This window comes from Mycobacterium sp. SM1 (genome assembly GCF_018361265.1).
GTDB lineage: Bacteria > Actinomycetota > Actinomycetes > Mycobacteriales > Mycobacteriaceae > Mycobacterium.
The window spans coordinates 1-25,621 of sequence record NZ_JAFLNH010000004.1 but is presented as its reverse complement, the minus strand read 5'-3'; the positions used below and the strand labels follow the sequence as shown (position 1 = coordinate 25,621).

At 67.8% G+C, this 25,621-nt stretch carries 26 protein-coding genes and 1 pseudogene; 9 read left to right on the top strand and 18 right to left on the bottom strand.

The window, feature by feature from the left end:
• Window positions 1-16: 16 nt before the first annotated feature.
• The 3 genes from MSM1_RS16570 (at window position 17) to MSM1_RS16560 (ending at window position 2,456) form a co-directional block, all read left to right on the top strand.
• Window positions 17-1,417 (top strand): IS1380 family transposase, encoded by a 1,401-nt coding sequence (locus tag MSM1_RS16570; protein ID WP_213439993.1) that lies wholly within the window; start codon window positions 17-19, stop codon window positions 1,415-1,417.
• A gap of 581 nt (window positions 1,418-1,998) precedes the next feature.
• A complete protein-coding gene (locus tag MSM1_RS16565; protein ID WP_213444612.1) occupies window positions 1,999-2,247 on the top strand; it encodes a hypothetical protein in 249 nt (82 codons plus the stop codon).
• The gene (locus tag MSM1_RS16560; protein WP_213444609.1) at window positions 2,244-2,456 is read left to right on the top strand and encodes a CopG family transcriptional regulator; all 213 of its coding nucleotides are present in this window, start codon (window positions 2,244-2,246) and stop codon (window positions 2,454-2,456) included. The genes MSM1_RS16565 and MSM1_RS16560 overlap by 4 nt, the downstream gene beginning before the upstream one ends.
• Before the next feature lie 358 nt (window positions 2,457-2,814).
• On the opposite strand, the gene MSM1_RS16555 is transcribed toward MSM1_RS16560, so the two are convergent.
• The 3 genes from MSM1_RS16555 to MSM1_RS16545 form a co-directional block, all read right to left on the bottom strand.
• Window positions 2,815-3,678, bottom strand: coding sequence for a pentapeptide repeat-containing protein (locus tag MSM1_RS16555; protein WP_213444607.1), 864 nt, complete (start codon window positions 3,676-3,678; stop codon window positions 2,815-2,817).
• A gap of 121 nt (window positions 3,679-3,799) precedes the next feature.
• Window positions 3,800-4,063, bottom strand: coding sequence for a type II toxin-antitoxin system RelE/ParE family toxin (locus MSM1_RS16550; RefSeq protein ID WP_213444605.1), 264 nt, complete (start codon window positions 4,061-4,063; stop codon window positions 3,800-3,802).
• A gap of 19 nt (window positions 4,064-4,082) precedes the next feature.
• Complete coding sequence (locus MSM1_RS16545) at window positions 4,083-4,364, bottom strand: type II toxin-antitoxin system Phd/YefM family antitoxin (RefSeq protein WP_213444603.1); 282 nt, start codon at window positions 4,362-4,364, stop codon at window positions 4,083-4,085.
• Window positions 4,365-4,615: 251 nt separating this feature from the next.
• Here MSM1_RS16545 and MSM1_RS16540 point away from each other — a divergent pair.
• A pseudogene (locus tag MSM1_RS16540) lies at window positions 4,616-4,942 on the top strand (IS607 family transposase); the annotation flags it as partial.
• A 30-nt stretch (window positions 4,943-4,972) separates the two neighbouring features.
• Here MSM1_RS16540 and MSM1_RS22045 read toward each other — a convergent pair.
• From MSM1_RS22045 to MSM1_RS16530, 3 genes are read right to left on the bottom strand one after another with little or no spacing between them, the layout of a single operon-like run.
• Entirely contained in the window at window positions 4,973-5,389 is a 417-nt protein-coding gene (locus MSM1_RS22045) for a DDE-type integrase/transposase/recombinase (RefSeq protein ID WP_307857271.1), read from the bottom strand.
• Window positions 5,390-5,392: 3 nt separating this feature from the next.
• A complete protein-coding gene (locus tag MSM1_RS22040; protein ID WP_307857423.1) occupies window positions 5,393-5,866 on the bottom strand; it encodes an IS3 family transposase in 474 nt (157 codons plus the stop codon).
• Window positions 5,863-6,174 (bottom strand): transposase, encoded by a 312-nt coding sequence (locus tag MSM1_RS16530; protein WP_213444601.1) that lies wholly within the window; start codon window positions 6,172-6,174, stop codon window positions 5,863-5,865. The genes MSM1_RS22040 and MSM1_RS16530 overlap by 4 nt, the downstream gene beginning before the upstream one ends.
• A 47-nt stretch (window positions 6,175-6,221) precedes the next feature.
• Between MSM1_RS16530 and MSM1_RS16525 the strand changes: the two genes are divergently transcribed.
• Window positions 6,222-6,434, top strand: a complete 213-nt coding sequence (locus tag MSM1_RS16525; protein ID WP_236056808.1) for a hypothetical protein — start codon at window positions 6,222-6,224, stop codon at window positions 6,432-6,434.
• Window positions 6,435-6,721: 287 nt separating this feature from the next.
• Here MSM1_RS16525 and MSM1_RS16520 read toward each other — a convergent pair whose 3' ends face one another.
• Entirely contained in the window at window positions 6,722-8,161 is a 1,440-nt protein-coding gene (locus MSM1_RS16520) for a recombinase family protein (RefSeq protein WP_213444599.1), read from the bottom strand.
• 177 nt (window positions 8,162-8,338) lie between these two features.
• On the opposite strand from MSM1_RS16520, the gene MSM1_RS16515 reads away from it, so the two are divergent.
• Window positions 8,339-10,126 carry a DEAD/DEAH box helicase gene (locus tag MSM1_RS16515; protein ID WP_213444597.1) on the top strand — a complete coding sequence of 596 codons (1,788 nt, stop codon included), beginning with the start codon at window positions 8,339-8,341 and terminating at the stop codon, window positions 10,124-10,126.
• Window positions 10,123-11,193, top strand: coding sequence for a hypothetical protein (locus tag MSM1_RS16510; protein ID WP_213444595.1), 1,071 nt, complete (start codon window positions 10,123-10,125; stop codon window positions 11,191-11,193). The genes MSM1_RS16515 and MSM1_RS16510 overlap by 4 nt, the downstream gene beginning before the upstream one ends.
• 47 nt (window positions 11,194-11,240) lie before the next feature.
• Here MSM1_RS16510 and MSM1_RS16505 read toward each other — a convergent pair whose 3' ends face one another.
• The 6 genes from MSM1_RS16505 to rimP all read right to left on the bottom strand — a co-directional run bounded on the left by MSM1_RS16505 (window position 11,241) and on the right by rimP (window position 17,469).
• Window positions 11,241-12,242, bottom strand: coding sequence for a bifunctional oligoribonuclease/PAP phosphatase NrnA (locus MSM1_RS16505; RefSeq protein ID WP_213444594.1), 1,002 nt, complete (start codon window positions 12,240-12,242; stop codon window positions 11,241-11,243).
• Window positions 12,217-12,705: a 30S ribosome-binding factor RbfA gene (rbfA, locus tag MSM1_RS16500; RefSeq protein WP_213444592.1), complete on the bottom strand. Its 489-nt coding sequence runs from the start codon at window positions 12,703-12,705 to the stop codon at window positions 12,217-12,219. Before rbfA ends, MSM1_RS16505 begins: the two co-directional genes overlap by 26 nt.
• Before the next feature lies 1 nt (window position 12,706).
• The gene (gene infB, locus MSM1_RS16495) at window positions 12,707-15,397 is read right to left on the bottom strand and encodes a translation initiation factor IF-2 (RefSeq protein WP_213444590.1); all 2,691 of its coding nucleotides are present in this window, start codon (window positions 15,395-15,397) and stop codon (window positions 12,707-12,709) included.
• A gap of 67 nt (window positions 15,398-15,464) precedes the next feature.
• A complete protein-coding gene (locus tag MSM1_RS16490) occupies window positions 15,465-15,830 on the bottom strand; it encodes a YlxR family protein (protein WP_213444588.1) in 366 nt (121 codons plus the stop codon).
• Between the two features lie 71 nt (window positions 15,831-15,901).
• The gene (gene nusA, locus MSM1_RS16485) at window positions 15,902-16,945 is read right to left on the bottom strand and encodes a transcription termination factor NusA (RefSeq protein WP_213444586.1); all 1,044 of its coding nucleotides are present in this window, start codon (window positions 16,943-16,945) and stop codon (window positions 15,902-15,904) included.
• Complete coding sequence (gene rimP, locus MSM1_RS16480; RefSeq protein ID WP_213444584.1) at window positions 16,942-17,469, bottom strand: ribosome maturation factor RimP; 528 nt, start codon at window positions 17,467-17,469, stop codon at window positions 16,942-16,944. The genes nusA and rimP overlap by 4 nt, the downstream gene beginning before the upstream one ends.
• 284 nt (window positions 17,470-17,753) lie before the next feature.
• Here rimP and MSM1_RS16475 point away from each other — a divergent pair, with 284 nt between their 5' ends.
• Both MSM1_RS16475 and MSM1_RS16470 read left to right on the top strand, forming a co-directional pair.
• Window positions 17,754-18,188, top strand: a complete 435-nt coding sequence (locus tag MSM1_RS16475; protein ID WP_236056952.1) for a hypothetical protein — start codon at window positions 17,754-17,756, stop codon at window positions 18,186-18,188.
• The gene (locus MSM1_RS16470; RefSeq protein ID WP_213444582.1) at window positions 18,185-18,679 is read left to right on the top strand and encodes a ferritin-like domain-containing protein; all 495 of its coding nucleotides are present in this window, start codon (window positions 18,185-18,187) and stop codon (window positions 18,677-18,679) included. The genes MSM1_RS16475 and MSM1_RS16470 overlap by 4 nt, the downstream gene beginning before the upstream one ends.
• A gap of 42 nt (window positions 18,680-18,721) precedes the next feature.
• Here the strand turns inward: MSM1_RS16470 and MSM1_RS16465 are convergent, their stop codons facing one another.
• The 5 genes from MSM1_RS16465 to cobO form a co-directional block, all read right to left on the bottom strand.
• On the bottom strand, window positions 18,722-20,509 hold the full coding sequence (locus MSM1_RS16465) for a proline--tRNA ligase (protein WP_213444580.1): 1,788 nt from the start codon (window positions 20,507-20,509) through the stop codon (window positions 18,722-18,724).
• A gap of 112 nt (window positions 20,510-20,621) precedes the next feature.
• On the bottom strand, window positions 20,622-22,190 hold the full coding sequence (locus tag MSM1_RS16460) for an MFS transporter (RefSeq protein WP_213444578.1): 1,569 nt from the start codon (window positions 22,188-22,190) through the stop codon (window positions 20,622-20,624).
• A 33-nt stretch (window positions 22,191-22,223) separates the two neighbouring features.
• Window positions 22,224-23,420: a uroporphyrinogen-III C-methyltransferase gene (cobA, locus tag MSM1_RS16455; protein WP_213444576.1), complete on the bottom strand. Its 1,197-nt coding sequence runs from the start codon at window positions 23,418-23,420 to the stop codon at window positions 22,224-22,226.
• The gene (locus tag MSM1_RS16450) at window positions 23,417-24,850 is read right to left on the bottom strand and encodes a cobyrinate a,c-diamide synthase (protein ID WP_213444574.1); all 1,434 of its coding nucleotides are present in this window, start codon (window positions 24,848-24,850) and stop codon (window positions 23,417-23,419) included. The genes cobA and MSM1_RS16450 overlap by 4 nt, the downstream gene beginning before the upstream one ends.
• The gene (gene cobO / locus MSM1_RS16445; RefSeq protein ID WP_213444572.1) at window positions 24,847-25,461 is read right to left on the bottom strand and encodes a cob(I)yrinic acid a,c-diamide adenosyltransferase; all 615 of its coding nucleotides are present in this window, start codon (window positions 25,459-25,461) and stop codon (window positions 24,847-24,849) included. Before cobO ends, MSM1_RS16450 begins: the two co-directional genes overlap by 4 nt.
• Window positions 25,462-25,621 lie beyond the last annotated feature (160 nt).

Below are 25,621 nucleotides of genomic sequence, written 5' to 3'. Positions count from 1 at the left end.
GGAGTGCACCTGTCAGATGCAGGATACTACGGGTTGGTCGAAGAATGTCCGAGTTGAGGTCCGTGGCGACGACGTGGTCGGGCACGCCGGTAACGTGATACCCCGGTTGCTGGCCGACAATCTGGGTTTGACCAGCGGTTTGTCGTCGGTGCTGTCGCGCCCAGAAGTCACCCACGACCGAGGCGCGGTGTTGCGCGATGTGGCGGTATCGATCGCGGGCGGAGCACAGAACCTGGCCGGCACCGCGGTGCTGCGCGATCAGCACCGGTTGTTTGAGGCGGTGGCGTCGGTTCCGACGATGTGGCGGTCCCTGGGCGAGATCGACAAGCAGAGCATCACCGAGGTCACGGCCGTGCGCAACAAGGTCCGCTCTCGGGTGTGGGAGGCGATCGAGGCCCGCCACGGTGCGATCCCGGCTTCGCAGACCTGCTATGGGGACCTCGGGGACACGATCGTGATCCGCATCGACGCCTCGCTGATTCAGTCGCACAGCGATAAGCAGCACGCCGCAGGCAATTTCAAAGGCGGGTTTGGCTTCCACCCGCTGTTGGCGTGGTGTGACAACACCGGCGAACTGCTGGCGGTGATCGCCCGTCCCGGCAACGCCGGCTCGAACACCGCGGCCGATCATATCGCGATCATCGACGCCGCGATCGCGGCGATCCCGGCCACGTGGCGCCGCAAGTTGCTGGTCACCATCGACGGCGCGGGTTCAAGCCACGCCGTCGTCGAACACCTGGAGAAACTCAATGCCCGGCCGGGGATGTCGGTGGGCTACTCGGTCGGATTCGACCTCGATGAGCGGGTCCGGGTCGCGATCGGCCAGATGCCCGATGCGGGATGGCAAGCCGCGCTGGATGCCACCGGGGCGGCCCGCGACGACGCCCAGGTCGCCGAGTTGACCGGGCTGCTGCGCCACAGCACCGGAGGGGATCAGCTGGTCGGCTGGCCGGCCGGCATGCGCGTCCTGGTGCGGCGCGAAGAAATCGAACACGGCACCCAGTTGTCGTTGTTCGAGCAGCTGGCCGGCTACCGCTACCAGGTCCTCGCCACCTCGACTGCCGGTGGACAACCCCAGCGACTAGAAGCCCGCCACCGCGTCCACGCCCGGGTGGAGGGCTTCATCCGCACCGGCAAAGACACCGGCCTGGCCCGCTGGCCCTCACACTCGTTCGCCATCAACACCGCTTGGGTCACCGCCGTCGCGATCGCCATCGACCTGCTGTGCTGGATGCGACTGCTACTGCTGGACGGCCCACTGGCCAAAGCCGAACCCGCCACCCTGCGCTACCGGCTGCTGCACGCCGCGGCCCGGCTGATCAAACGATCCCGCTACCTGATCCTGCGGATCCCCCAAACCTGGCCCTGGGCAAAAGAATTCGCCGACGCCCTCAACAGGGTCCGCGCCATACCCTGACCCACAGGCCCCTGTGCCCGCTCGACCCCAAGAAAGGAGTAACCACCCCCGGGATAAAGGACCCGGCGTCACCGCACGACACGCGGCGCCGCCGCCTACCCCCAACCTCAAAACCTCGACAAAGCTGCCACCTCGCAGACCGCCACAGCAGAACCCGGGCCACCGTGAAATTCTGAGGCCTACGATCCGCAAACCGACACCGCGGCAACCATGTCAAACCTCGACAATGCGGTGAAAGCCTACGAGAAGACCGCCACATTCGCCGCATCGCTGCTGTCACGACCCGAATGATTCAGACATCCAAGCAGCGAATCGGGCACGAAAGGCCCCGGACTCCCGAACGTGACCTAAAGAAACCGCCGAAACAGCCCTCTTACGCATAGGTATGTGGACGCATAGGTATACAGTATGTCGGGTTCCCTTAGCGGCGGAGCGAATCTGGCATTACGGGAGCCCTTCGGGCCGCCATACAGGCATATAAACATACCGATGTTAGGGTGTTTATATGCCTGTCGTGTCGATTGTGCACACCAAGGGCGGGGTCGGGAAGACGCGGGCAAGGCCCGGGGGCGGCCAAGAAGATGCGGCGGGCGTGGCCGACGTTGGAGGTGACGGCGGCGCGGCCGACTGTCGTCCTGCTGACGGCGGTCGCGTTGGGCACCAACCTCGTGGCCGCCGCCGTGGAAGCCTTTGCCGATGAGGGCGTGCCGGTGTTTGCGTCTTCGATCCCGCGTCGCGAGGCGCTAAAGCAGGCGTATGGGACGGCCCCGAGTTGGCCGCTGTACGGCTACGACGACGTGCTCAAGGAAGTTCTGGAGGTACTGGCATGAGTGATCTGAAAAACCGAGTAGGTAAGCGTGTTCAGCCTGAACCGGTGAAGTCCGCGAAAGACATTCTCACGCCGCCGGCCGATTCCGTCCGTACGACGATCTTTCTCGATAAATCGACCCGTCGGCAGCTTAAGCAGCGAGCGCTCGACGAGGGCAGCACGATGTCGGAACTGATTCGCTCGGCCATTGACCGTTACCTCACGACCTAAAGAAACCGCCGAAACAGCCCTCTTACGCATACCTATGTGTACCCATAGGTATGTTGTTATGCGAGGGTGGCAGTATGTCGAGAACTTCCTTGACGGGCCGGGGCTATCGCCTTGTCTCTCAACATAATTGATGCCCGAACCGCGTTTCGGATTCTTTTTAGAGTTCGAGTCCAGGGAAACCCGGTTTCGCGCCAACCTGAGACCCGGACGTGGCGTTACGCGTCTCGGAGAGCCTGGATGGCGAAGGTGACGCGGCCCTTGATCTGTGTTGCTAGTGTCTCCGCCGTGGCTGTTGGGATGGGCTCCTCGTAGCCTATGGAGCCGTCGGGGTTGACCCACGTTATGACGGATGCCGCGTTTAAAGTCGTAAGCCACCGCCTTGAATGGCTATCTGCGCTCCGTTCAAAATCGCACCATCCCAACGGGTTTTCTCAATCATGACGTCAGTTAGCCTCGCACCTGCAAGGTTGGCACCACGAAAATCGACGTCGTAAAGGGTCGCGCCATCCATGTCGACACCGGTGAGGTTCGCGCCGCGAAAGTCGGTCGTCTTTGATCCATTCAACTGGCATCGTCGCATTTTCGCGTTCGTCAAGTTCGCTCCCCGGAAATCGGCACCGCCGAGCGCGGCTTTGTAGAAATCGACTCCGACGAGGACTGCGCCGAGCCATACCGAGTTGCCGGCCTGTGCCTCGGGAACGCTCATTTCGCAGCCTCGAGCACCCGGCGCGGTGACACACGCCAGGTTGGCCCGCGGCGCTCCGAAGCCGTCGAGTTCAGCTCCGGTGAGGTCCGCCCCTGCAAAGACGGCCTCCGCCGAGGCACAAGCACCAATCAGCCGCGCCCCTGGCAGCTTTGCCCCCTCGAAACGCGCCGTGCCCAAGCTAGCTCCGGTTAGGTTGGCCCCGACTAGGTTGCACCCATCAAAGTCGGCGCGGGTAATGTAAGCGCCCCGCAGATCCGCGCAGGTGTAATCGGCGAGTTTGCGTAGCAACAAAGCCAACACCTGCTCGATGCCGTCTCGGACGGGATCTGCAACCGGATAAGCGCCGTCGTGTCGAACTATCGCACAGCACATGTCCGCTGCTGTCCGAAGGACCGACGTTGAGGCGCCTTCGGTACCGACCAGCTCATACAGCGCTTGGAGTCCACGGCTATGTGACATGGCATCCTCTGCGCGCAAATCCCTGACAACGGCCTGAAAGTCGCGATCTGTGTACATACCGAAATTGTCAGGCACAGGTGCGACACCACGGCCAAAACACTGTCGGTCGAGCTGCGGTGGTACCGACGTGGCTTCCTCCCATGCGACCACCATTTCGTCACCGTGACGAATAAGCGGGTCACATGCGCCGGTAGATGTCGGCGCGGTGGTCGACGCGGTGAACCCAGATCGTCTGTGCCTCTTCGTCGATGCGGTAGAGGAGGCGGTAGGGGCCGCGGCGGGCGCTGTGGTAGCCGGCGAGCTCGCCGCGGAGCGGCTTGCCAACCCGGCGTGGTTCGCGAGCGAGGTCGCCGAAGGCGAATTCGATCACTGCTGCGAGGATTCGCCGCGGTACCTTGTCGAGGTCGCGTTTGGCTGAGGCCGTGAACCGGGTCGTGTACATACGATCCGAGTCGGCCACCTCAGCGCGACCGCCGCGGGACCTGGTACTCGGCTCGGATCTCATCTTCGCCGTAGGTCCGGCCGGCTGCGACGTCGGCCTCGGACTGTCGTACCGACTCCACGACACCAGGCTGGGACAGCCAATGCAACGTCTCCTGAATGGATTCCCATTCCTCGACGCCGATCAGGACTGCGGCGGGCGCTCCGTTTTTGGTGATGGTGATCTGGTCGCGGGTGTCGCGTACCGCCTCGATGTACTCGTTGATCTTGGCCTTGACTTGAGTAACAGGTATGACTCGCATAGCACTATAGTACCGTATTCAGGTCTGTTAATAACCTTAATTCGGTGCCGATAACGCACCTTATGTCAACTCACAGTTGGCATATATGACAATCGACGCTTGACGCCGCTGGGCTTTCGCAGGATCTTGGCGGTATGGCCATCGCCCGTCTTGTGGAGATGATCGACAGGTATCGCGGCGCTCACGGGGCTGCTAGCTGTTGCGGGTTGAGTGGTCGGTAGTTGTCGGTGGTGTGCTGTAGGAACAGAAGCATGAATCTGGCGGCGTGGGCGGAGCGAAACGGTGTGGCGCGGGTGACTGCGTATCGCTGGTTTCGCGCTGGGTTGTTGCCTGTCCCGGCGCAGCGAGTGGGTCGGCTCATTCTGGTGAACGATGCGGTAGCCGAGACGGCCCCGCGTAGACGGACGGCGGTGTATGCGCGGGTGTCGTCAGCGGATCGGAAAGCTGATCTGGATCGGCAGGTGGCGCGGGTGACCGCGTGGGCCACGACCCAGCAGATCGCCGTCGACAAGGTCGTGACCGAGGTTGGTTTTGCGCTCAACGGGCATCGCCGCAAGTTTCTTACTCTGTTACGCGATGGGTTTCCCCTGAAAACGTGGAGGTTTCCGTTATGCGGCCTCCGGTTGGATGGCCGTGATTTTTTCGTATTCGACGGGTGGCAGCAACCCGGCTGAGCTGTGCCGACGTCGGGTGTTGTAGAACTCGTAGCACCAGGTGGTGATTGCCTCGCGTGCCTGTGCCTTGGTGGCGAAGTGGTGGCGGGACAGCACCTCGTGTTCGAGGGTGGAAAAGAACGCCTCGCTGGCGGCGTTGTCGAAGCACGACCCGACACGTCCCATCGATTGGCGCACCCCGAGCTTGCGGCACAGCTTAGTGAAATCATTGGCGGTGTAGGTAGATCCGCGATCAGTGTGAAAGATCACGCCAGCGATCGCTGCGCGCCCGCCACGTACTGCGACGGCCATCTTGATCGCGTCGCTGGCCAGCTCCGCATCGGGGTGCTCCGACATCGGGCAAGCCAGCAAACGTCACCCGCACAGGTCCAAGACCGAAGCCAAAGACAGTTTGGCCTCATCGGTGGGGATTTCGGTGATATCACCGCACCACTTACGGTTGGGCGCTGCGGCGGTGAAGTCCCGTTTGAGCAGGTCGGGGAACTGAGGTGCCTTCTTGTCCTGGCGGGTCAACCCCCTGGGGCGCTTAGGCTTGCGCCCGGCCAGCCCTTGCCGGCGCATCGAGTCGGCCACCGTGTTCACGCTGACCTTCCAGCCTTCAGCGAGCAGGTCGGCGTGGATCCGCGGCGAGCCGTACGTGCGCTGGGAGCGCTCGAACAGCTCCGCCACTCGCGCATCCAGCTGCGCGCGGCGCCGCTGCCGCTCAGTGGGCTCGCGGTCCAGCCACTTATAGAACCAGGAAACGCTGACCCCCAAAAGCGCGCAGCACACCGTGTGTGGCACCCGATGCAAGGTCCTCTGGTCGGCGATAAAGCGGGCCACACTCACCTCGTCGCCTCCTTTACCCAGCCGACCACGGATCGCTTGAGCACATCACGCTTCATGCGCAGCTCGGCGACCTCGGCTCGCGGCCGCTTCAACTCGGCGATATCACCGGTGGAAAGCCCCTGGGCGCCTTCCCGTTCAGCACGATCTTTGGCAACCCAATTACCCAGGGTGCCCGGATGGATCCCGAGGTCTCGGGCCACCTGCGCGATCGGCTTACCGGTATCCCGGACTATCCGTACCGCTCCCTCCCCCAAACTCCCGGTCGAACTTCCTGCGCGTCTCTGACATGCCCTTACCTCATAGTGCATGCCTCCACACTTTCGGGGGATTTCGCGGATCACACCGGGGCCAGCCCATGACGGCCACCAACACCGGGCACGCGCCAGTGACCCACGCAGGCGTCGACGCACAAGACGTTACGGCCAAAAAGGCGCGTAACCACACCGAATGCCCGGCAACACGCGACGAGTTCACCGCGTGGCTTGTCGGATCATGCCAACGCCAAAATCTCCCCGTCACCATCACCGACCCCACCCTATTGGCCACCATCGCTACCCTGCTGCGCTAGACCATGCCAGCACATTGTCGACAAAATGACACCAACGGACCACCGCGACGGTCAATCCGCGAAACGTGAAAAACTCTGTACGGAAACCGCTTCCCGCGGCAGCGCCTTGTGATGTCGGGCCTGGTGAGCCGTCAAGGCTCGAACCTCGGTTCGACCGCGTGCGGCTTTGGGCTTTGACAGCTCACCAGAGCAGACGCAGCCTCGACAGCTGCCGGGGAAACGGCCAGCAACCACGCAGCACCGGGTTGCCGACCGACCAGAGCTGATGACGCTCCCGGCCAACGGGTCTAGATGCGCCAGTGCGGTTGGACGCGGTTAATGTCAAGCACGCGGGCGCCGAGTTTGCCCGGCTGGATCACCGCATGATCAAGGACGGCTTTGATGATGGCCTGCTGGCGATCCAAGCCTAGATCGGACCACTGCTGGCGCAACGCTCCACCCGTCCCGACCAGCTGGTAGAGCGCGGTGGTGTCGGTGGCCGCGGCGATATCGCGGCGGACATGGGCGATGCGGGCGGTGATCGGGTTGCGGGCAGCGATCCACTCCCGCGCCGTAATCGCGCCCTCCGCATACAACCCGGCCAGCTCATCCAAGCGCGCCTGATCCGCCTCCAGCTGCGCTGCCAACGCCGCCACATCACGATCGGCGTGGGATTTGCCGGCCAGCACTTTGGCCAGATGCGGGGAGTCGAGTCGAGCCAGCACGGCTTCAGTCAACAGCTGTTCCACCGGTTCGGCGACCACCGTCAACCGGCCACAGCCACCATGATCGGGCCCGTTGGAGCACACGTAGCGGCGCACCCGGCTATCCGGATTGACGTGACGGGCCTTGGACACCAGCCGACTCCCGCACCGCCCACACCGCAACATCCCCGAGAGCAGGTAGGTGCGCGCGGCTCGGGTTTTGGTCACTGACCGGGACGCCATATGTGCCAGCACCCGATCCCGCTCGGCGGGGGTGATGATCGCCGGCCACTTGGCCGGGCCGACCACCTCACCTCGATGCTCGCGCAATCCGGCGATGCGCCCCGAGCACAAAATCTGGCGCACCGCCGAGGTGCGCCACGCCCTCGACGCCGCCGGAGCAACACCAGAGTCGTTGAGCCACACCGTCAGCGACTTGATGGATTGGCCCGCCAGATACCGATCCACCATCTCACGGACCACCGCGGCCTCCGATTCGCGCACGGTGATCTTGTCGGCTTCATACCCGAACGGGCGCGCTGAACCGTGCGGCAACCCGGCCTGGGCGTTCTGCAACATCTTGCGGCGAATCCGGGCCGACTTGCGCCCGGACTCCTTGGCGGCGAACGCGGCGAAGATGCGGGCCATGAACCACCCGTCATCATTGCCCAAGTCGATGTCGGCGGTCACCGTCGCCACATCGCGCACCTCCACCGACTCGCACAGCGTGACGAACTCTTCCAACTCCACCGGCCGCCGATGCAACCTGTCCAGGTTGTAGACGATCACCGCATCGCGAGCACCGGATGCCAGATCGGCCAGCATCCGGGCGTACTCGCGGCGCGGCTTGCCCGAAAACGCCGACACATCGTTATCGACATACTCGGCCCCCACCGGCCACCCACGATCAGCAGCCAGCTTGCGGCAATCCTCCAACTGCCGCGCCACCCCCAACCCCGTCCCCTCGGCATCCGAGGAAATCCGGGCATAAATCGCCGCCGACCGCACCCCGACCCGCTGAACAGCAGATTTCCTCGCAGACATGAGGGTAGATTCGCAACACCTCACCTTTCTGACACGTTTCTGACCCGGCGCTGAGCTACCTACCCCGAAAATCGCATCCGCCTCATTCGTCACACATCGGCGTGGGTCGTCGGCCGTGTCACTGGTCGCCGGTAGCGTCCGGCACAAGCAATCACCCATCGGGTCCTGGGAGGCCGCATGAGCGTCGGTATCGCCACCAGCGAGACATCCGAGGCAGGGCTGTGCGCCTATCTGGCGTTGCTGGAGCGGCTGCGCAACGGCGCACGGCCACAGCCGCAGTGGTCCGCGCTCGTCGATTCCGCCGTCCAGATCTGGGCACGACCAGGCTTCGACACCTTCCTGGCGTTACCGCGGTTGCGGTTCGAGCCGTTCGACTATCAGCTGCAAGCCGCCCGCACCGTGCTGCGGCGGATGCGCGGACGGGGCATCCTGGCCGACGAAGTCGGGCTGGGCAAGACGATCGAGGCCGGCTTGGTGGCCTCCGAGCTTCGCATGCGCGGCCTCGCCGACCGGGCGCTGGTGATCGCTCCGGCGGGACTCGTCGACCAGTGGCGCGACGAGCTGGAGCGCAAGTTCGGCTTGCCTACCACGATCGCCCAATCCGGGCCGGCCCCCGCCGGCGAGGTGGGGATGGACCGGCCGGTCGTCATCGCCTCGCTGGCCGCCGCTCGCCGCGATCCGCTGCTGGGCAGGCTGACCCACACCGACTGGGACCTGGTGATCTTCGACGAGGCGCACCGGCTCCGCAATCCCCGAAGCGCGTCGGGCAGGCTCGCCCGCGCCTTGTCCGCTCGCTACCTGCTGATGCTGACCGCTACGCCGGTGGAGAACAAACTGTCGGACCTCTATCAGCTGGTCAGCCTCGTGGCGCCCGGACTGCTGGGCACGCCCGCGCAGTTTCGCGCCAAACATGGCACGGCATCGGTGGAGTCGAGACCACGCAACCTCGAGGAGCTGCGCGCACGGACTAAAGAGGTGATGGTCAGACATCGCCGAAGCGAGGTTGCCGTGATGCTGCCGGCGCGCCTGGCCGAGACGGTCTTGGTGACGCCGGGCAGCGACGAGGCCGGCCTCTACGCCGACATCGTCCGGCGAGTCAGGGCGGCGGCAACTGGGTCGGCCTCCGGCGACACGGGCCGCGCATCGGCCGACGGTGAGGGCGGCTGCGGTTTACGGGGCAGAGCCGGACACTGCGCGCCACGCGCCCGGTTGGCCCTGCGCGGCCTGACCCGGCTGGCCGGCTCCAGCCCGGCGGCCGCCGCGCCGACGCTGGCGAAACTCGGCTGGGACGATCTCGCGGAACGAGCCCGCGCCATCCGGGAACCCCACAAGGTGCGAGTGCTGGTCGAACTGCTGCGACGCCACGTGAACAGGGGCGAGAAGGTGTTGGTGTTCACCGGGTTTCGGCAGACGCTGGAGACGCTCACCGCCGCGGTCGGGGGCGCCGGGCTGTCGCCCGCGGTGTATCACGGCAGCCTCACCCGGGCGGAGAAGGAGTCGGCGATCGCCACGTTCCGGGACGAAACGCCGATCCTGCTGTCCACCGAGTCGGCGGGCGAGGGTCGTAACCTGCAGTTCTGCCACGTGATGGTGAACTTCGACCTGCCGTGGAACCCGATGCAGATCGAGCAGCGGCTCGGCCGGCTGCACCGGGTTGGTCAGCATCACGACGTGATGCTGACCAACCTGGTCTGCCGGGGCAGCGTCGAACAACGGATCATGCACGTGCTCGAGGCGAAGATCAACCTGTTCGAACTCGTCGTCGGCGAGCTGGACATGATCCTCGGCCGGGTCGACGACGACTTCGATTTCGAGAACGAGGTCTTCGATGCCTTCGTCGATGCGGTCGACGATGCGGAGTTCGAGAGACGGCTCGAGGCTCTCGGCACCGCGCTCGCCGAGGCGAGGCGCAGTTATCTGCGCAGCAGGGAGGGCGTCGATCTGCTGGTGGGGGAGCCGGCGTGAGGGGCGCCGTTGTGGGGCTGGACTTCTGGCTGCGCTACGTCGAGGCGCGCGGCGGGCTCACCGAAATGGCCGGCGATACGGCGCTGGTGATGCTGCCACCGGCCCTGCAGGCGATGCTGGAGCTACCGGAGGTGCTGCAGGTCACCGCCGACCCCGATGTCGCCCGCGAGGACGGTGTGACCCTCCTGTCGGCCGAGCATCCCGCGCTGAGTCGCTGCGCCGAGGAGGTGCTGGCGGTCGGTGACGTCGCCGTGATGGTGGTCGCGGTGGCCACCCTGCCACCACCCCCGGCCGAGCACCTGCAGACCCTGGCGCGTGATCAGCTCACCGTCGATCACGGGCGAATCGACGCCGTGGGCGCACCGACGCGGTCGATGCGCGCGATGCTGCGCGTCGGGGCGCTGGTCGACTACACCCTCTCCAGCGACGATCACTACCAGGAATGCGTCGAATGCTGGGTGGATGTGCAGTCACAACGCCAGCTGCCCGCAATCGTCGGCGCGAAACTCGCCGCCCTGCCGACAGATCCGAAAGACGGCCCGCCGTCGCTCACCGCCCTCCCCGCGGCGATCAGAGCCGCGGACCGGGTTATCGAGCAGGCCGCGCGGCGGCGACGATGCGAACTGGCCAGGGACGTCGACGCGGCACGCGACGCAGAGCTGCAGCGCGTGGAGAGCTATTATCGCGATGCGCTTGCGACGATCGAGCGTCGGCGCGCGCAGACCCCTGCCGATCGCCGGGAGCTGCTGGACGCCCGCGCCGAGACTGTCCGCGCCGAGTGTGCCCGGCGGATCGGCGAGACGTGGGAGAAATACCAGGCGCGTCACGCGATCCGGCCCTATCGGCTGCACATCTACGAGGTGCCGGTATGGCGGTTGCCGGTCGACGTGCGCCGTGGCGACCGGCGTTACCCGCTGACGCTCGACTGGCTGATCCCGCTGGCCCGTTTTGCCGACATCGCCTGCCCGCATTGCGGCGCCGATGAACGACTTCTCGCGACGAAGACGAGGCTCGGGTGCGCCGGTTGCGTTCCCCGGCGCGCCGTCGAGCTCGCGCCTGGGCGCTGACCGGAATGCCGACAAGAAATGCCGGCAAGACGCGGGACGCCGTCCGGTCAGCCGAGAGCGGCGCGCAGCGACGCCACAACCTCGGCCGCTGTGCCGGTGGTCGAATAACCAGCGGCCAGCCGGTGCCCACCGCCCCCGAACACCGCCGCGACCGCGGCCACATCCACTGCGCTTTTCGCCCGCATCGACACCGACCATCGCTGCGGCTCAACCTCTTTGAACACCACCGCTACTTCGGCCTGTTGCGTGGTGCGCACGATGTCGATAATGCTTTCGACATCCTCCGGACGGGCGTCAACCCAGTCCCGGTTGCCGACAACGACATAGACCAGCCCACGACCGTCGACGGCGTCGGGCACCAGCTGCGCCGAGCCCAGCACCCGTGACAACATCGGCAGCCACGCGAACGGGTGAGTGTCCATCAGCGATCGGCTGATTGCGGCATTGTCCACGCCGACCTCGACGAGCCGGGCCGCCAGCCGGTGCCCGGGCGCGCTGGCCCAACGAAACGAGCCGGTGTCGGTCGCCAGCCCGGCGTAAATGCAGTGCGCCACTTCGATGCTGAGGGGCTGGCCCCACACGTCTAGCAGCTCTGCGACCAACATCGTGGTGGAGTCCGCCGAGGGATCCACGAAGTTCGCAGTGCCGAACAGTTGGTTAGAGGCGTGATGGTCGATGACCAACAGCTTCCGGGCGGCCCCGGCCAGGCCGGCCAGCACACCGAGCCGATCGACACTCGGAATATCCACGGTCACAACAAGATCGACGTCCCGGCGCAGGGCATCGGGGCCGACCAGCAGCCGACCGCCGGGAAGTGACCGCAGCGACTCCGGCAGTGTCGCCGGCGCGGCCAGGCCGATCTGCACCTGCGTGCCGCACCGCTCGAGCGCCAGACCCAGCGCCAACGCGGCCCCGACCGTGTCGGCGTCGGGATAGACATGACAGAGCACCGCGACCGTCGCAGCGGCGGCCAGCAGCTCGGCGGCGCCGGCGGCGTCGACACGGCTGGCCGTGGGGGCCGGCTCAGTTTTGGGGTCGATCGTCGTCACCGCCGTCCTCGGCGCTAACGCTGGCGTGATTGCCGCCGCTCACGCGGTACGGGTCGGCCTCCCCCGCCGGCTTGGCCCCGGAGCGCACCCGGGCCAGCTCGGCGTCGGCGGCGCGGGCCCGGGCCAGCAGCTCGTCCATTTGGTGCACGGCGTCGGGCACCGTGTCACGCACGAACGTCAGGGTGGGGGTGAACCGGACCCCGGTGCCGGCTCCGACCTTGGTGCGCAGCACACCCTTGGCGCTTTCCAGGGCCGCGGCGGCGGCCGCGTAGTTGGGCTCCTCGTCGAGCGTGCGGCCCATCACCGTGTAGTACACCGTCGCGTCGTGCAGATCCCCGGTCAGCTTGGTGTCGGTGATGGTCACCCCGTCCAACCGCGGGTCCTTGATCTCGTGTTCGATCGCCGAGGCCACGATGGTGGAGATCCGTTTGGCCAGCCGGCGCGCCCGGGCCGGGTCAGCCATGTCAACGGCGCTCCTTTTCCACCAGCTCGTAGGTTTCGACGACGTCGCCTTCCCGCAGATCGGAGTAGCCCAGCGTCAAACCGCACTCGTAGCCCTCGCGGACCTCGGTGACATCGTCTTTCTCCCGGCGCAGCGAGGCCACGCTCAGGTTGTCGGCAACCACGATGTTGTCCCGCAGCAGTCGCGCCTTGGCGTTGCGCCGGATGGCACCGGAGGTGACCAGGCAGCCGGCGATGGTGCCGACCTTCGACGAGCGGAACAGCGCCCGCACCTCGGCACGGCCCAACTGGACCTCGGTGTAGACCGGCTTGAGCATTCCGCGCAGCGCTTGCTCGATCTCGTCGATCGCCTGGTAGATCACCGAGTAGTAGCGGATCTCCACGCCTTCACGGCTGGCCAGTTCGGTGGCCTTGCCCTCGGCGCGCACGTTGAACCCGATGATCACCGCATCCGACGCCGACGCCAGGTTGACGTTGGTCTCGGTGATGGCGCCCACCCCACGGTCGATGACCCGCAGCGCCACGTCGCCATCGACGTGGATGCCCATCAGCGCCTCTTCCAGCGCCTCGACCGTTCCGGCGTTGTCGCCCTTGAGGATCAGGTTCAGCTGGCGGGTTTCCTTCAGCGCCGAATCCAGGTCCTCCAGGCTGATCCGCTTGCGGGTGCGCGCCGCCAGGGCGTTGCGCTTGCGGGCGCTGCGCCGGTCGGCGATTTGGCGGGCTATCCGGTCTTCCTCGACGACCAGGAAGTTGTCACCGGCACCGGGCACCGAGGTGAAGCCGATCACCTGCACCGGGCGCGACGGCAACGCCGCGTCGACGTCCTCGCCGTACTCGTCGAGCATCCGCCGAACCCGGCCGTGGGCGTCGCCGGCCACCACCGAGTCGCCGACGTGCAGTGTGCCGCGTTGCACCAACACGGTTGCCACCGGACCGCGGCCACGATCCAGCTGCGCCTCGATCACCACGCCCTGCGCCTCCATGTCCGGGTTGGCCCGCAAGTCCAAGACGGCATCCGCGGTCAGCAGCACGGCCTCGAGCAGCTGGTCGATATTGGTGCCGACTTTCGCGGAGATGTCGACGAACATGGTGTCACCACCGAATTCCTCAGGCACCAAACCATATTCGGTGAGCTGACCGCGGATCTTGGCCGGATCGGCGCCCGGCTTGTCGATCTTGTTGACGGCCACCACGATCGGCACGTCGGCGGCCTGGGCGTGGTTGATGGCCTCTACCGTTTGGGGCATCACGCCGTCATCGGCGGCGACCACCAGGATCGCGATGTCGGTGGCCTTCGCGCCGCGGGCGCGCATGGCGGTGAACGCCTCGTGACCCGGGGTGTCGATGAAGGTGATTGGTCGCTGGGTGCCCTCGTGCTCGACCGTCACCTGGTAGGCACCGATGTGCTGGGTGATGCCGCCGGCCTCGGCCTCGCGCACGTTGGTCTTGCGGATGGTGTCCAGCAGCCGGGTCTTGCCGTGATCGACGTGGCCCATGACGGTCACCACCGGCGGGCGGATCTGCAGGTCTTCCTCGGTGCCCTCGTCTTCGCCGTAGGTCAGGTCGAATGACTCGAGCAGTTCGCGGTCCTCGTCCTCCGGGCTGACGACCTGGACGTTGTAGTTCATCTCGTTGCCCAGCAGCTCCAGCGTCTCGTCGCTGACCGACTGGGTGGCGGTCACCATTTCCCCCAGGTTGAACAGCGCCTGCACCAACGCCGCCGGGTTCGCGTCGATCTTCTCGGCGAACTCCGCCAGCGAAGCGCCGCGGGCCAGCCGGATCGTCTCGCCGTTGCCGTGCGGCAACCGGATGCCGCCGACGACCGGGGCTTGCATCGAGTCGTATTCCTGACGCTTTTGCCGCTTGGACTTGCGGCCACGCTTCGGCGCGCCGCCGGGACGGCCGAACGCGCCGGCGGCGCCGGCGCGCTGCCCGGGGCGGCCACCGGTGCCGGGACGGCCGCGGTAACCCGCACCGGGCGGGGCCCCCACCCCGCCCCGGTAGGCGCCGCCGCCTCCGCCGGGGCGGCCACCGGGAGCGGGACGCGGCACCCCCGGACGAGCCGGACGAGCTTGACCGCCGGGCGCACCGGGCCGGGGCGGCATGCTGCCCGGCGTGACACCCGGGCGCGGGGCCCCGGGCCGAACGGCTCCCGGGCGGGGTATCTGGGGACGCGGAATGGGCCGGTCGACGGGTTGCGCCGAGGAGAACGGGTTATTTCCGACGCGCGGGGTCCGGATTCCCGGCTTTGGCGCGGTGCTGGGACGCGGCCCGGGGATCGCGCCGGGCGCCGGGTGCCGGGCGCCCGGGGCCGACGGCGCGCGGGGAGGCGCCGGGGGCTCGGCCGCCACCGGCGCGGACGGCTTGGGCGCCACCGGGGCGGACGGCTTGGCCGCCAGGGAAGCGGACGGCTCGGCCGCCGGGGCGGGGGACGGCTTACGCCCGGCGGGCTTGGCCGCAGCCACGCCGGCACCGGCAGGCTTACCGGCCGCGACCTCGCCGTTGCCGGCGGTCTTCGGCTCCGCGGGCTTGCCGGCGCCGAACGATTCGCGCAGCCGCCGGGCGACGGGTGCCTCCACCGTCGACGACGCCGATTTGACGAATTCGCCCTGTTCGCTCAGCCGGGCGAGAACTTCCTTGCTGGTTACACCGAGTTCCTTAGCCAACTCGTGTACGCGGGCCTTGCCTGCCACTCCATCTCCTGTCCATGAGGCGACGGCGTGTGGTGGGCCGCGCCTCGGGTTTAGCTGCGACGCATGATCATCGTCGGGGCTTCACGGTGTGCTCATGTTCTGTGCTGCCTGTTCTGTTGCCGGGTGAGCCGAGCGCGTTGATGTACTCGACCACCGCGGATGGGTCCGGTGCACCGGTGATGCGCAGCGCTCGCGCGAACGCTCGCCGCCGAATCGCTTGCCGCGCACACTGCTGAACGGGATGCAGCCACGCGCCCCGCCCCGGCATGTTACCGGCCGTATCAACGATCACGGCGTACCCGCCATTCCCGCTCGACACCGCCACCACGCGAAGCAGTTCGACAGCCAACTCTCGCCTTCGGCACCCGACACATGTCCGCACCGGCCCCTCGGTGCGTCGCTGCGCCGAGGCCGAAGTCTCGCGCTGGATCACGGCTTAGTCTACCTTCAGCCCGTCGTCGTGCAGAACCACCCAATCTTCGGCACCACCGGGCCGCCGCGCTGCTACCGGTCGTGCGCCATTCCGTGGCCGGCGCCATGCTCCTGCCGGGGCCCCGGATGCGCCGGCGAGTCGCCCCGGATGTCGATCCGCCATCCGGTCAACCGTGCGGCCAGCCGCGCATTCTGCCCCTCCTTGCCGATGGCCAGCGACAATTGGAAATCAGGGACCACCACGCGGGCGGCCCGGGCGGTCTGGTCGATCACCGCCACCGAGACCACTTTGGCGGGGGAAAGGGCGTTGGCCACGAAGCGGGCCGGATCCTCGTCATAGTCGATGATGTCGATCTTCTCCCCGGAAAGCTCGCTCATCACATTGCGCACCCGCTGCCCCATCGGGCCGATGCAGGCGCCCTTGGCGTTCAGCCCGGGGACATTCGACCTCACCGCGATCTTCGAGCGGTGCCCGGGCTCGCGGGCGACCGCGACAATCTCCACCGAGCCGTCGGCGATCTCCGGAACTTCCAGTGCGAACAGCTTGCGCACCAGGTTGGGATGGGTGCGCGACAACGTGATCACCGGCTCGCGGATCCCACGGCTCACCCCCAGCACATAGCACCGCAGGCGGTTACCGTGCTCGTAGCTCTCACCCGGAACCTGCTCGGCCACCGGGATGACACCCTCGGACGCCTTGGTCTCACTGCCCATCCTGACCACGACCAAACCGCGGGCATTGGCCCGGCTGTCACGCTGGATCACCCCTGCGACGATGTCCCCCTCCCGGGTGGAGAACTCGCCATAGGTGCGCTCGTTCTCGGCGTCGCGGAATCGCTGCAGCATCACCTGGCGCGCGGTGGTGGCTGCGATCCTGCCGAAACCCTCAGGGGTGTCGTCCCATTCGCTGACGACGTTGCCGTCGGCGTCGGTTTCCCGGGCGATCACCCGCACCGCGCCGGTTTTGCGGTCGATCTCGATCCGCGCGTCGTCTTGGTGGCCTTCGGTGTGACGGTAGGCGGTGAGCAGCGCAGACTTGATCGTCTCGAGCAACTCGGTCACCGAGATTCCCCGGTCCACCTCGATCGCGTGCAGGGCGGCCATGTCGATGTTCATGCCCCGGCCTCCGTCCCCGCAGCCCGTCCCGCCAGTTCCAACTCCCGTGTGGCGGGCTGCGAAAACTCAACCTGAACAACGGCTTTTGCGATTTCATCGAGCGGGATCTGCCGAACGGCCCACCCACGTCCGTCGCGAATCACCAGCGCCACCGCGTTGCTGTGCATCTCCCCCACGCGGCCCGTCAGCCGCGATCCGTCCGACAGCGACAACTCGACTTTGCGACCGCGGGCGCGGCGAAAGTGCTTCTCGGTGGTCAACGGGCGGTGCACGCCGGGTGAGCTGACCTCGAGGACATAACTGCCGGTAATGCCGTCCAGGGTGTCCAGCAAAGCCGACGCCGAGCGAGACAGCGTGGCTATGGTTTCCACGTCGAGCGGGGTATCGCCGTCGGCGATCACCGAAATTCGCGGCGGGCGGGCTCGAGTGTCGATAACGACATCTTCGATGTCGTAGCCGGCGCGCGCAAAAAGCCCACCAAGTAGCTCGATCACCTGCGTCTGCGAAGGTAGCCCGGTGGCCACGGCGAGCTCCTCATCTTGAGTTGTCCGGTCATCGGCTCGATGTCGCTGGCGGCGGCTCCGAGCGGCCCCACGACACGTCCCGGCGAGCGTTTCATAGGGGCCAGCTACCAACGATACGCCAGGAATCGGCTCGGCAATCGGCTATTGACCGGGACGGCGGCGCGGGTCACCCGGTACGCTGACGCGCCTCGCGATGGCAGGATGTGGCTGTGTCAAGCACTGCTCTTGGTGTCAGCAGGCGGAACCTGCTTGCCGGTGGCGCCGCCCTCGCGGTGCTCGGGGCGATGGCACCGGGGTGCGGCTCCTCCCCATCGCCGCCCGCGGTGGACGAATTACAGTCCCAGCTGGAGCTGGCCCGCAGGGACAGTGAGCTTGCCACCGCGGCGGCCGCCGCCGAACTGGGTCAGCTCGCCGCGGCGCTGAGGGAAGTCGCGCTGGAACGTTCCCGCCATGCGCAAGCGTTGGCCACCGAAATCGACCGCGTCGCCGGACGATCCACGACAACCTCGAGCGCGCCGCCCGGCCCGGTCGCGACCGGTCCGGCGGCGCCTTTGCCCTCGCTGTCCGATGTGGTCGACGCGTTGCACAACTCCGCGGAGAGCGCCGCCCGACTCGCCGCCACGTTGTCGGGTTACCGGGCCGGGCTGCTGGGCTCCATCGCCGCCTCCTGCACCGCCGCCTACACGGTCGCCCTGGTCGTCGGGGGGCCGAAACCATGACCTCCGTCGAGCCCACCTCGGGCGTCCGGTCACCGTCGCAACGCCCCGGGGGCAAAACCGGCGCCGATGACGCCGCCCTCTGCGATGCGCTGGCCACCGAACACGCCATCATTTACGGCTACGGCATCGTGTCCGCGCGCTGCGCTGGCGACGTCAACGCCCTGGTGTCCACCGCGCTTGGCGAGCATCGAGAGCGTCGGGACCGCGTCATTGCGATGCTGGCGGCCCGCAAGGTTGCCGCGCCGGTGGCCGCCGCGGGCTACCAGCTGCCGATGGCGGTGAACGGCCCGCGCTCCGCCGCGCGCCTGGCCGCGCGGATGGAGAACGATGCCGCGGTGGCCTGGCGCGCGGTCGTCGAACAGGCCCAGGGGCCCGACGAGCGTGGATTCGGCGTGACGGCGCTGACCCAAAGCGCGGTCCTGGCGGCGCAGTGGAACCGGGTGCTGGGGGCGTGGCCGATCACCACGGCTTTCCCCGGTGCCGGCGGATGAGGCGCGCAAGCCCGGTAGCACGCGAGCACGGTGGTCCGCAGCTCAGCCGGCTGCCGCAGCCCCGGCGTCGGCACCGCGCCGGCGGCCGGACACGATGGCCGCGATCTCGGTGGCCGGCGAAGCGCTGGTGGCCAGCTCGCGGACCTGGCCGCTGAAGCGGTCGCGCAGTTCGACGACGCCCTTCGCCCAGCCGCGGCCCACCACGACGATCCACGGCATGCCCAGCAACTCGGCGTCTTTGAACTTCACCCCCGGTGAGGCCTGCCGGTCATCGAGCAGCACCTCGACACCGAGGCGGTCCAGGTCCGTGGCCAAAGCGGTAGCCCCGTCGTGCACCTCGGCGTCTTTGGTCGCGATCACCACGTGGACGTCGAACGGCGCCACCGTGGACGGCCAGCGCAGGCCCAGCTCGTCGTGGTGCTGCTCGGCGATGACGGCCACCAGCCGCGATACCCCGATGCCGTAGCAGCCCATGGTCAACCGCACCGGCTTGCCGTCCTCGCCGAGCACGTCGACGGCAAAGGCGTCGGTGTATTTGCGGCCGAGCTGGAAGATGTGGCCGATCTCGATGCCGCGGGCGGACACCAGCGGGCCGGCCCCGTCGGGAGACGGGTCGCCATCGCGGACCTCGGCGGCCTCGATCGTGCCGTCGGCGGTGAAGTCCCGGCCCGCCACCAGCCCGACAACATGCCTGCCGGGCTGGTCGGCGCCGGTGATCCAGCTGGTGCCGTCCACCACCCGAGGGTCAACTAGATAACGAATACCGTTTTTGCGCAACGCTTTTGGCCCGATGTAACCCTTCACCAAAAACGGGTACCTGGCGAAGTCCTCGTCACCGAGCAACGCGTACTCGGCGGGGGCGAGCGCGGCCTCTAGCCGCCGCTCGTCGATTTCGCGGTCACCCGGCAGCCCGATGGCCAGCAACTCCCAGTCCCGGCCCGGCCAGCGAACCTTGAGCACCACGTTTTTTAGCGTGTCGGCGGCGGTGACGGCGCGCCCCAGGCCCGCGCTGTTGGCCCAGTCAACCAGGGTCGCAATGGTCGGGGTGTCGCCGGTGTCGTAGACCACCGGCTCGGGCAGGCCCTCGATGGGCCGGCTCTCCGGGCGGGCGGTGACCACCGCCTCGACGTTGGCGGCGTATCCGGACTGCGGGCAGCGCACAAAGGTGTCCTCACCGATCGGGCTCTCGGCCAAGAACTCCTCCGACGCGCTGCCGCCCATCGCGCCGGAAACCGCGGACACGATGACATAGCGCACCTGCAGCCGGTCGAACATGCGCTGATAGGCCTCGCGGTGCGCGTAATAGGCCGCCTTGAGCCCGGCGTCGTCGGTGTCGAAGGAATAGGAGTCTTTCATCAGGAACTCCCGCACCCGCAGAATACCGGCCCGCGGCCGTGGCTCGTCTCGGTACTTGTTTTGGATCTGGTACAGCAGAAGCGGAAAATCCTTGTGGGAGCTGTACTCTCCTTTCACCATCAGGGTGACCAACTCTTCGTGCGTCGGCCCCAGCAGGTAGTCGTGTCCGCGGCGATCCCGAAGCCGAAACACCCCCTCGCCGTACTCGGTCCACCGGTTAGTCGTCTCGAACGGCGCCCGCGGCAGCAGAGCGGGAAGCAGAATCTCCTGCCCGCCAATGGCGTTCATCTCCTCCCGGACGACACGTTCGATCTTGCGCAACACCCGCAGCCCGAGCGGCAGCCAGCTGTACAGCCCGGGCGCCACCGGCCGGATGTAGCCGGCGCGAATCAGCAGCTTGTGGCTGGGCACTTCGGCGTCGGCGGGATCCTCGCGCAGCGTACGCAGGAACAGCTCGGACATCCGGGTGATCACAGCAAACGAGCTTAGTGAGCCGTGGGCCGGGGTCCGGACACGCCCGGCCGAGACCCCCGGCGCCCGCCTGCGCACATCACTGCGCGGTGCGCATCATCGGCCGGCTGGCGGGCTAGAGCTCTCCGTGCTCGACCGCGTCCTTGACTTCTTGCGCCTGTGCCACCTGCTGCGCCGTGTAGCCGATAAGCAGCGCCGCAGCGCCGACCAGGATGGCCACCCCGGCCACCCACAACAAGCCGTAGGTGTACCCCTGATCCAGCGCGTGCAACTGGGCAGCGCTCATGAACTTCACCGGGCCGTTGGTGCCGCCCAGGTACAAGGTGCGGGAGGTGATAACGGCCTGGATGACGGCGAGCACCACCGGCCCACCCAAATTCTGCAGCATGAGCGCGATCGCCGAGGTGGGCCCGATCCGGTCAACACCGACGCCGGCGATCGCCGAGAGCGCCAGCGGGACGATGATCATGCCGATGCCGATGCCGCCCACGACGATCGGCATCACCAGATTGGGGAAGTAGGGAATCCCGCGGTTGAGCGTTGAGCCGTAGAGCATTGCGCCCAGCACCAGGATTCCCCCGCCGATGACCACGACTCGCGGCGGGAACCACGTCACGAGCTGCGACGACGCGCCCAGCCCGATCCCCATCGCAATGGCGAACGGGATGAATCCGATGCCCGCCCGCAGGGCGCTGTAGCCCATGATGTCCTGCACGTACAAGCCGATCAGCACGGTCAGGGTGAACATCACCCCGCCGGCCAGGAAGATGGCCGCGAACGTGGCCAGCCGATTGCGGTCAAGGAACAAGCTGAACGGCACGATGGGGTTCTCGGCGGTGCGCTCCACCACGGCGAACGCCACGAAAGCGCCCAGGGCCACCACACCCGAGCCGATCGTCGGGGCCGACAGCCAGCCTTTCTCCGGTCCCATCGAGAAGCCGAACACCGCCGCGGTGCAGGCCAACGTGGCCAGCCCGGCGCCGGTGGCGTCCAGCTTCATCCGCTCTTTCTGGGTTTCCCGCAGCGCCGCGCGGGCCAGGTACACCATGAGCAGTCCGATCGGCACGTTCACCACAAACGCCAGCCGCCACGACACCTCGGTCAGCGCCCCGCCGACGACCAGGCCCATCACCGAGCCCACGCCGGTCATCGCGCCGAACACCGCCGTCGCGGCGTTGCGCGCCGGACCCTTCGGGAAGGTTGTCGCCACCAACGCCAGGCCGGTGGGCGAGGCGATGGCGGCTCCCACGCCCTGCAGCAGCCGGGCCAACACGAGGGTGCCCGCGTCCCAGGCGATACCGCACATGGCGGAGGCGATGGTGAACAGCGCGACGCCCACGATGAAGGTGCGCTTGCGCCCGATGGTGTCACCCAGGCGGCCGCCGAGCAGCATCAACCCGCCGAAAGTCAGCACGTAGGCGGTGATCACCCAGCTCCGTCCGGCGTCAGACAGGCCCAGCTGGTTTTGGATCTTGGGAAGCGCGACGATCGCGATGGTGCCGTCCATGGTCGCCATCAGCTGCATGCCGCCGATGGCGATAACCGCGGCCACAAACCAGCGCGACGGCAGATACCTGCGTGCGGGGCCGAGCGCGGCCGCTTCGACGGGCACCGGGGTCGCACGTCCCGCGCGCGGGGCCCTGCGGTGTGGCGCTGCCCATTCCGCGTCGTCGACGGCCGTCATAACCGGCCACCTTACAGCAATCTTAAGAATTATTTAAGCGCCGAACGCGGCCACCGCGCCGATCACGATGACCGCGGGAGGGCGAATACCTGCTGCGCGGATCTTCTCCGGCGCGTCGGCCAGGCTGGCCCGCACGGTGCGTTGGGAGGCCGTTGTCCCGTGTTGCACCGCCAGCACCGGCGTATCCGCAGGCCGGCCGCCCCGCAGCAAAGCCGCGGCGAAAAGCTCGAGGTGCTCCACCGCCATCAACAACACGATGGTGCCCGACATCGCCGCCACAGCGTCCCAATTCACTAACGATTCGGGGTGCCCCGGCGGGAGATGGCCGCTGACCACCACAAACTCGTGGCAAAGGCCGCGGTGGGTCACCGGGACACCCGCTAACGCGGGCACCGCTATGGCGCTCGTCACACCCGGCACCACGGTCACCGGGATCCCGGCGTCGGCGCAGGCCAGCAGTTCCTCGTAGCCGCGGGCGAACACGAACGGATCACCGCCTTTGAGCCGGACCACAAACTTGCCGGCTTTGGCCCGCTCGATCATCACCGCGTTGATGGCCTCCTGGGCCATGGCGCGCCCGTAGGGGATCTTGGCGGCGTCGACCACCTCCACCTGCGGCGAGAGCTCCGCCAGCAGTTCGGGTGGGGCCAGCCGGTCGGCGATGACGACGTCGGCCCGGGAGAGCAGCCGGCGCCCGCGGACGGTGATCAGCTCGGGGTCGCCCGGACCCCCACCGATCAGCGCCACCCCGCCGGGCACGACGTCGTCGGTGTCGGCGGCGATGACGCCCTGCTGCAATGCTTCCCGGATCGCCGAGCGGATGGCCGCCGAGCGACGGTGCTCACCGCCGGCCAGTATCCCCACCGAGAGGCCGGCGTACTCGAATGACGCCGGGGTGACCGCGGTGCCCGCCACGGCGACGTCGGCGCGCACGCAAAAGATTCGGCGCCGCTCGGCCTCGGCGACCACGGCGGAGTTCACCTCCGCGTCGTCGGTGGCGGCGATCGCATACCACGCCCCCTCGAGGTCGCCGTCGCGATAATCCCTCAGCAACAACGTAATTCGGCTCATCGCCTCGACCGCACGGGTGGCTCTGCGGGCGATGACGTGAACGTCGGCGCCGCTGGCGATCAGCAGCGGCAGTCGGCGCTGGGCGACCGTGCCGCCGCCGACCACGACGACTTTCTTGCCGGACAGCCGCAAACCGACCAGATAGGGCTTATCGGTCACCGGCCACCGTGTTTCCCCGCGGCGGCGGCGTGGCCGACGAAGCGCGCCACCGCATTCGCGGTCACCGCCGGATGGGTGTGCAAGTACGACGCGTGCACACCGGCATGCACCGCCCCGTCTCGCACCGCACCTCCCCCGGGCTCCCGGTACACCCACGCCGGTGGATAGCTTTCGGCGAATGTGACTTCGGTTCGGTGAAATTCGTGCCCGACCACCCGGTGCCCCGCGGTGTACAGCGCCGAGTCTGCCACCGCGACGGCGTTGCGATAGCCCAGCGTGAGGCGGGTGGTGAACCGCGCCGATCCGGCCAGCACACCGCACATCGGGTAGCCGTCGAGTTCGGAAAGCAGATAGGTCAGCCCGGCGCATTCGGCATGCACGGGCGCACCGGCGGCCACGAGGGCGGTGAGCTGACGGCGGGCAATGTCGTTGCTCGAGAGCTCGGCGGCATACTGCTCGGGGAACCCGCCCGGCAGCACCACCCCATCGGTGTCGTCGGGCAGCGGGTCGCGCAGCGGATCGAACTCGGCCACCTCGGCGCCGGCGGCCCGTAACAGCTCGGCATGCTCGGTGTAGCCAAAGCTGAACGCCTTCCCGCCGGCCACGGCGATCCGGGCCCGGGAGCTCGGCTGTGCCCCGGGGCGCCGCGGCCGGGTCGCCGCCGGGCGGGCGTGTTGCCCGGCAGCCCCGCCCACCGCCGCCCCCGGATCCCACGCCGGAGCTACCACCCGGCTCTCGGCGACCGTCATCACCGCGGCCACGTCGACGTGGCGAGCGACCAGCGCCGTCATCGCCGCCACCGCGGTGCGGGCGGGCCGGCCGTGCTCGACGGCCGGGACGAGACCGAGATGCCGAGCGGGCACCTCCACCGTGTCGCTGCGCGGAATGGCGCCCACTACCGGGACGCCGGCCTGCCCGCAGGCCTGGCGCAACACCTGCTCGTGCCTCGCGGACCCGACCCGGTTGAGAACGACACCGGCGACACGGGTTGCGGTGTCAAACGTCGAAAAACCGTGCAGCAGCGCCGCGATGCTGTGACTTTGGCCGCGGGCGTCGACCACCAGGATCACCGGGGCGCCCAGCAGGCCGGCCACGTGCGCGGTGGATCCCGGTGTCGGCGTGCTGGCGTCGGCGCCGATGCGCCCGTCGAACAGGCCCATGACCCCTTCGACGACCGCGACGTCCGCTCCCGTTGCGCCGTGCGCATACAGCGGACCGATGAGCTCCTCCCCCATCAGCACCGGGTCCAGGTTGCGCCCGGGCCGCCCGGCGGCCAGGGCGTGGTAGCCCGGATCGATGAAATCCGGCCCCACCTTAAACGGTGCGACGGCATAGCCGGCCTGCCGCAGCGCGCCTATCAGACCCGTTGCGATGGTTGTCTTTCCGCTTCCCGACGCGGGCGCGGCGACGATCACGGCGGGAACACTCACCACTCGATGCCTTTTTGGCCCTTGCGCCCGACATCCATCGGGTGCTTGATCTTGGTCATCTCGGTCACCAGATCGGCGGCGTCGACCAGGCGCTGCGGGGCGCCACGCCCGGTGATCACCACGTGCTGGCGGCCGGGGCGCGACAGCAGCGTGTCCACCACGTCGTCGACGTCGACCCACCCCCATTGCAGCGGGTAGGTGAACTCGTCGAGCACGTAGAAGTCGTGGCGCTGCCCGGCGAGCCGACGGGCGATCTCGGCCCAGCCGGTTGCGGCGGCGGCCGCGTGATCGCCCTCGGCCCCGGCCTTGCGCGACCAGGACCAGCCTGCGCCCATTTTGTGCCATTCCACCGAGCCGCCCAACCCGTGCTCGTCGTGCAGCCGGCCGAGCTCGCGAAACGCCTGCTCCTCGCCGACCTTCCACCGGGCGCTCTTGACGAACTGAAACACCGCGACGGCCAGTCCGGCATTCCAGGCCCGCAGCGCCATTCCGAACGCTGCCGTCGACTTCCCCTTGCCCGCCCCGGTGTGCACCGCCAGCACCGGCGTGTTGCGCCTGGCCCGGGTGGTCAGGCCGTCGTCGGGGATCTCAAGCGGACGCCCACGTGGCATGGCTATGCACCCCCGGCTAACTCACGCTGCGCCGCGCACGGCTTGGGTCAGGTGATCGGCGCGCAACTGCTGCAACCGCACGCTCGGTGCGCCGAGCCGGCGGGCGAGCTCCCCGGCAAGCCCCAGCCGCACGGACGCGGTCTCGCAATCGACGACGACG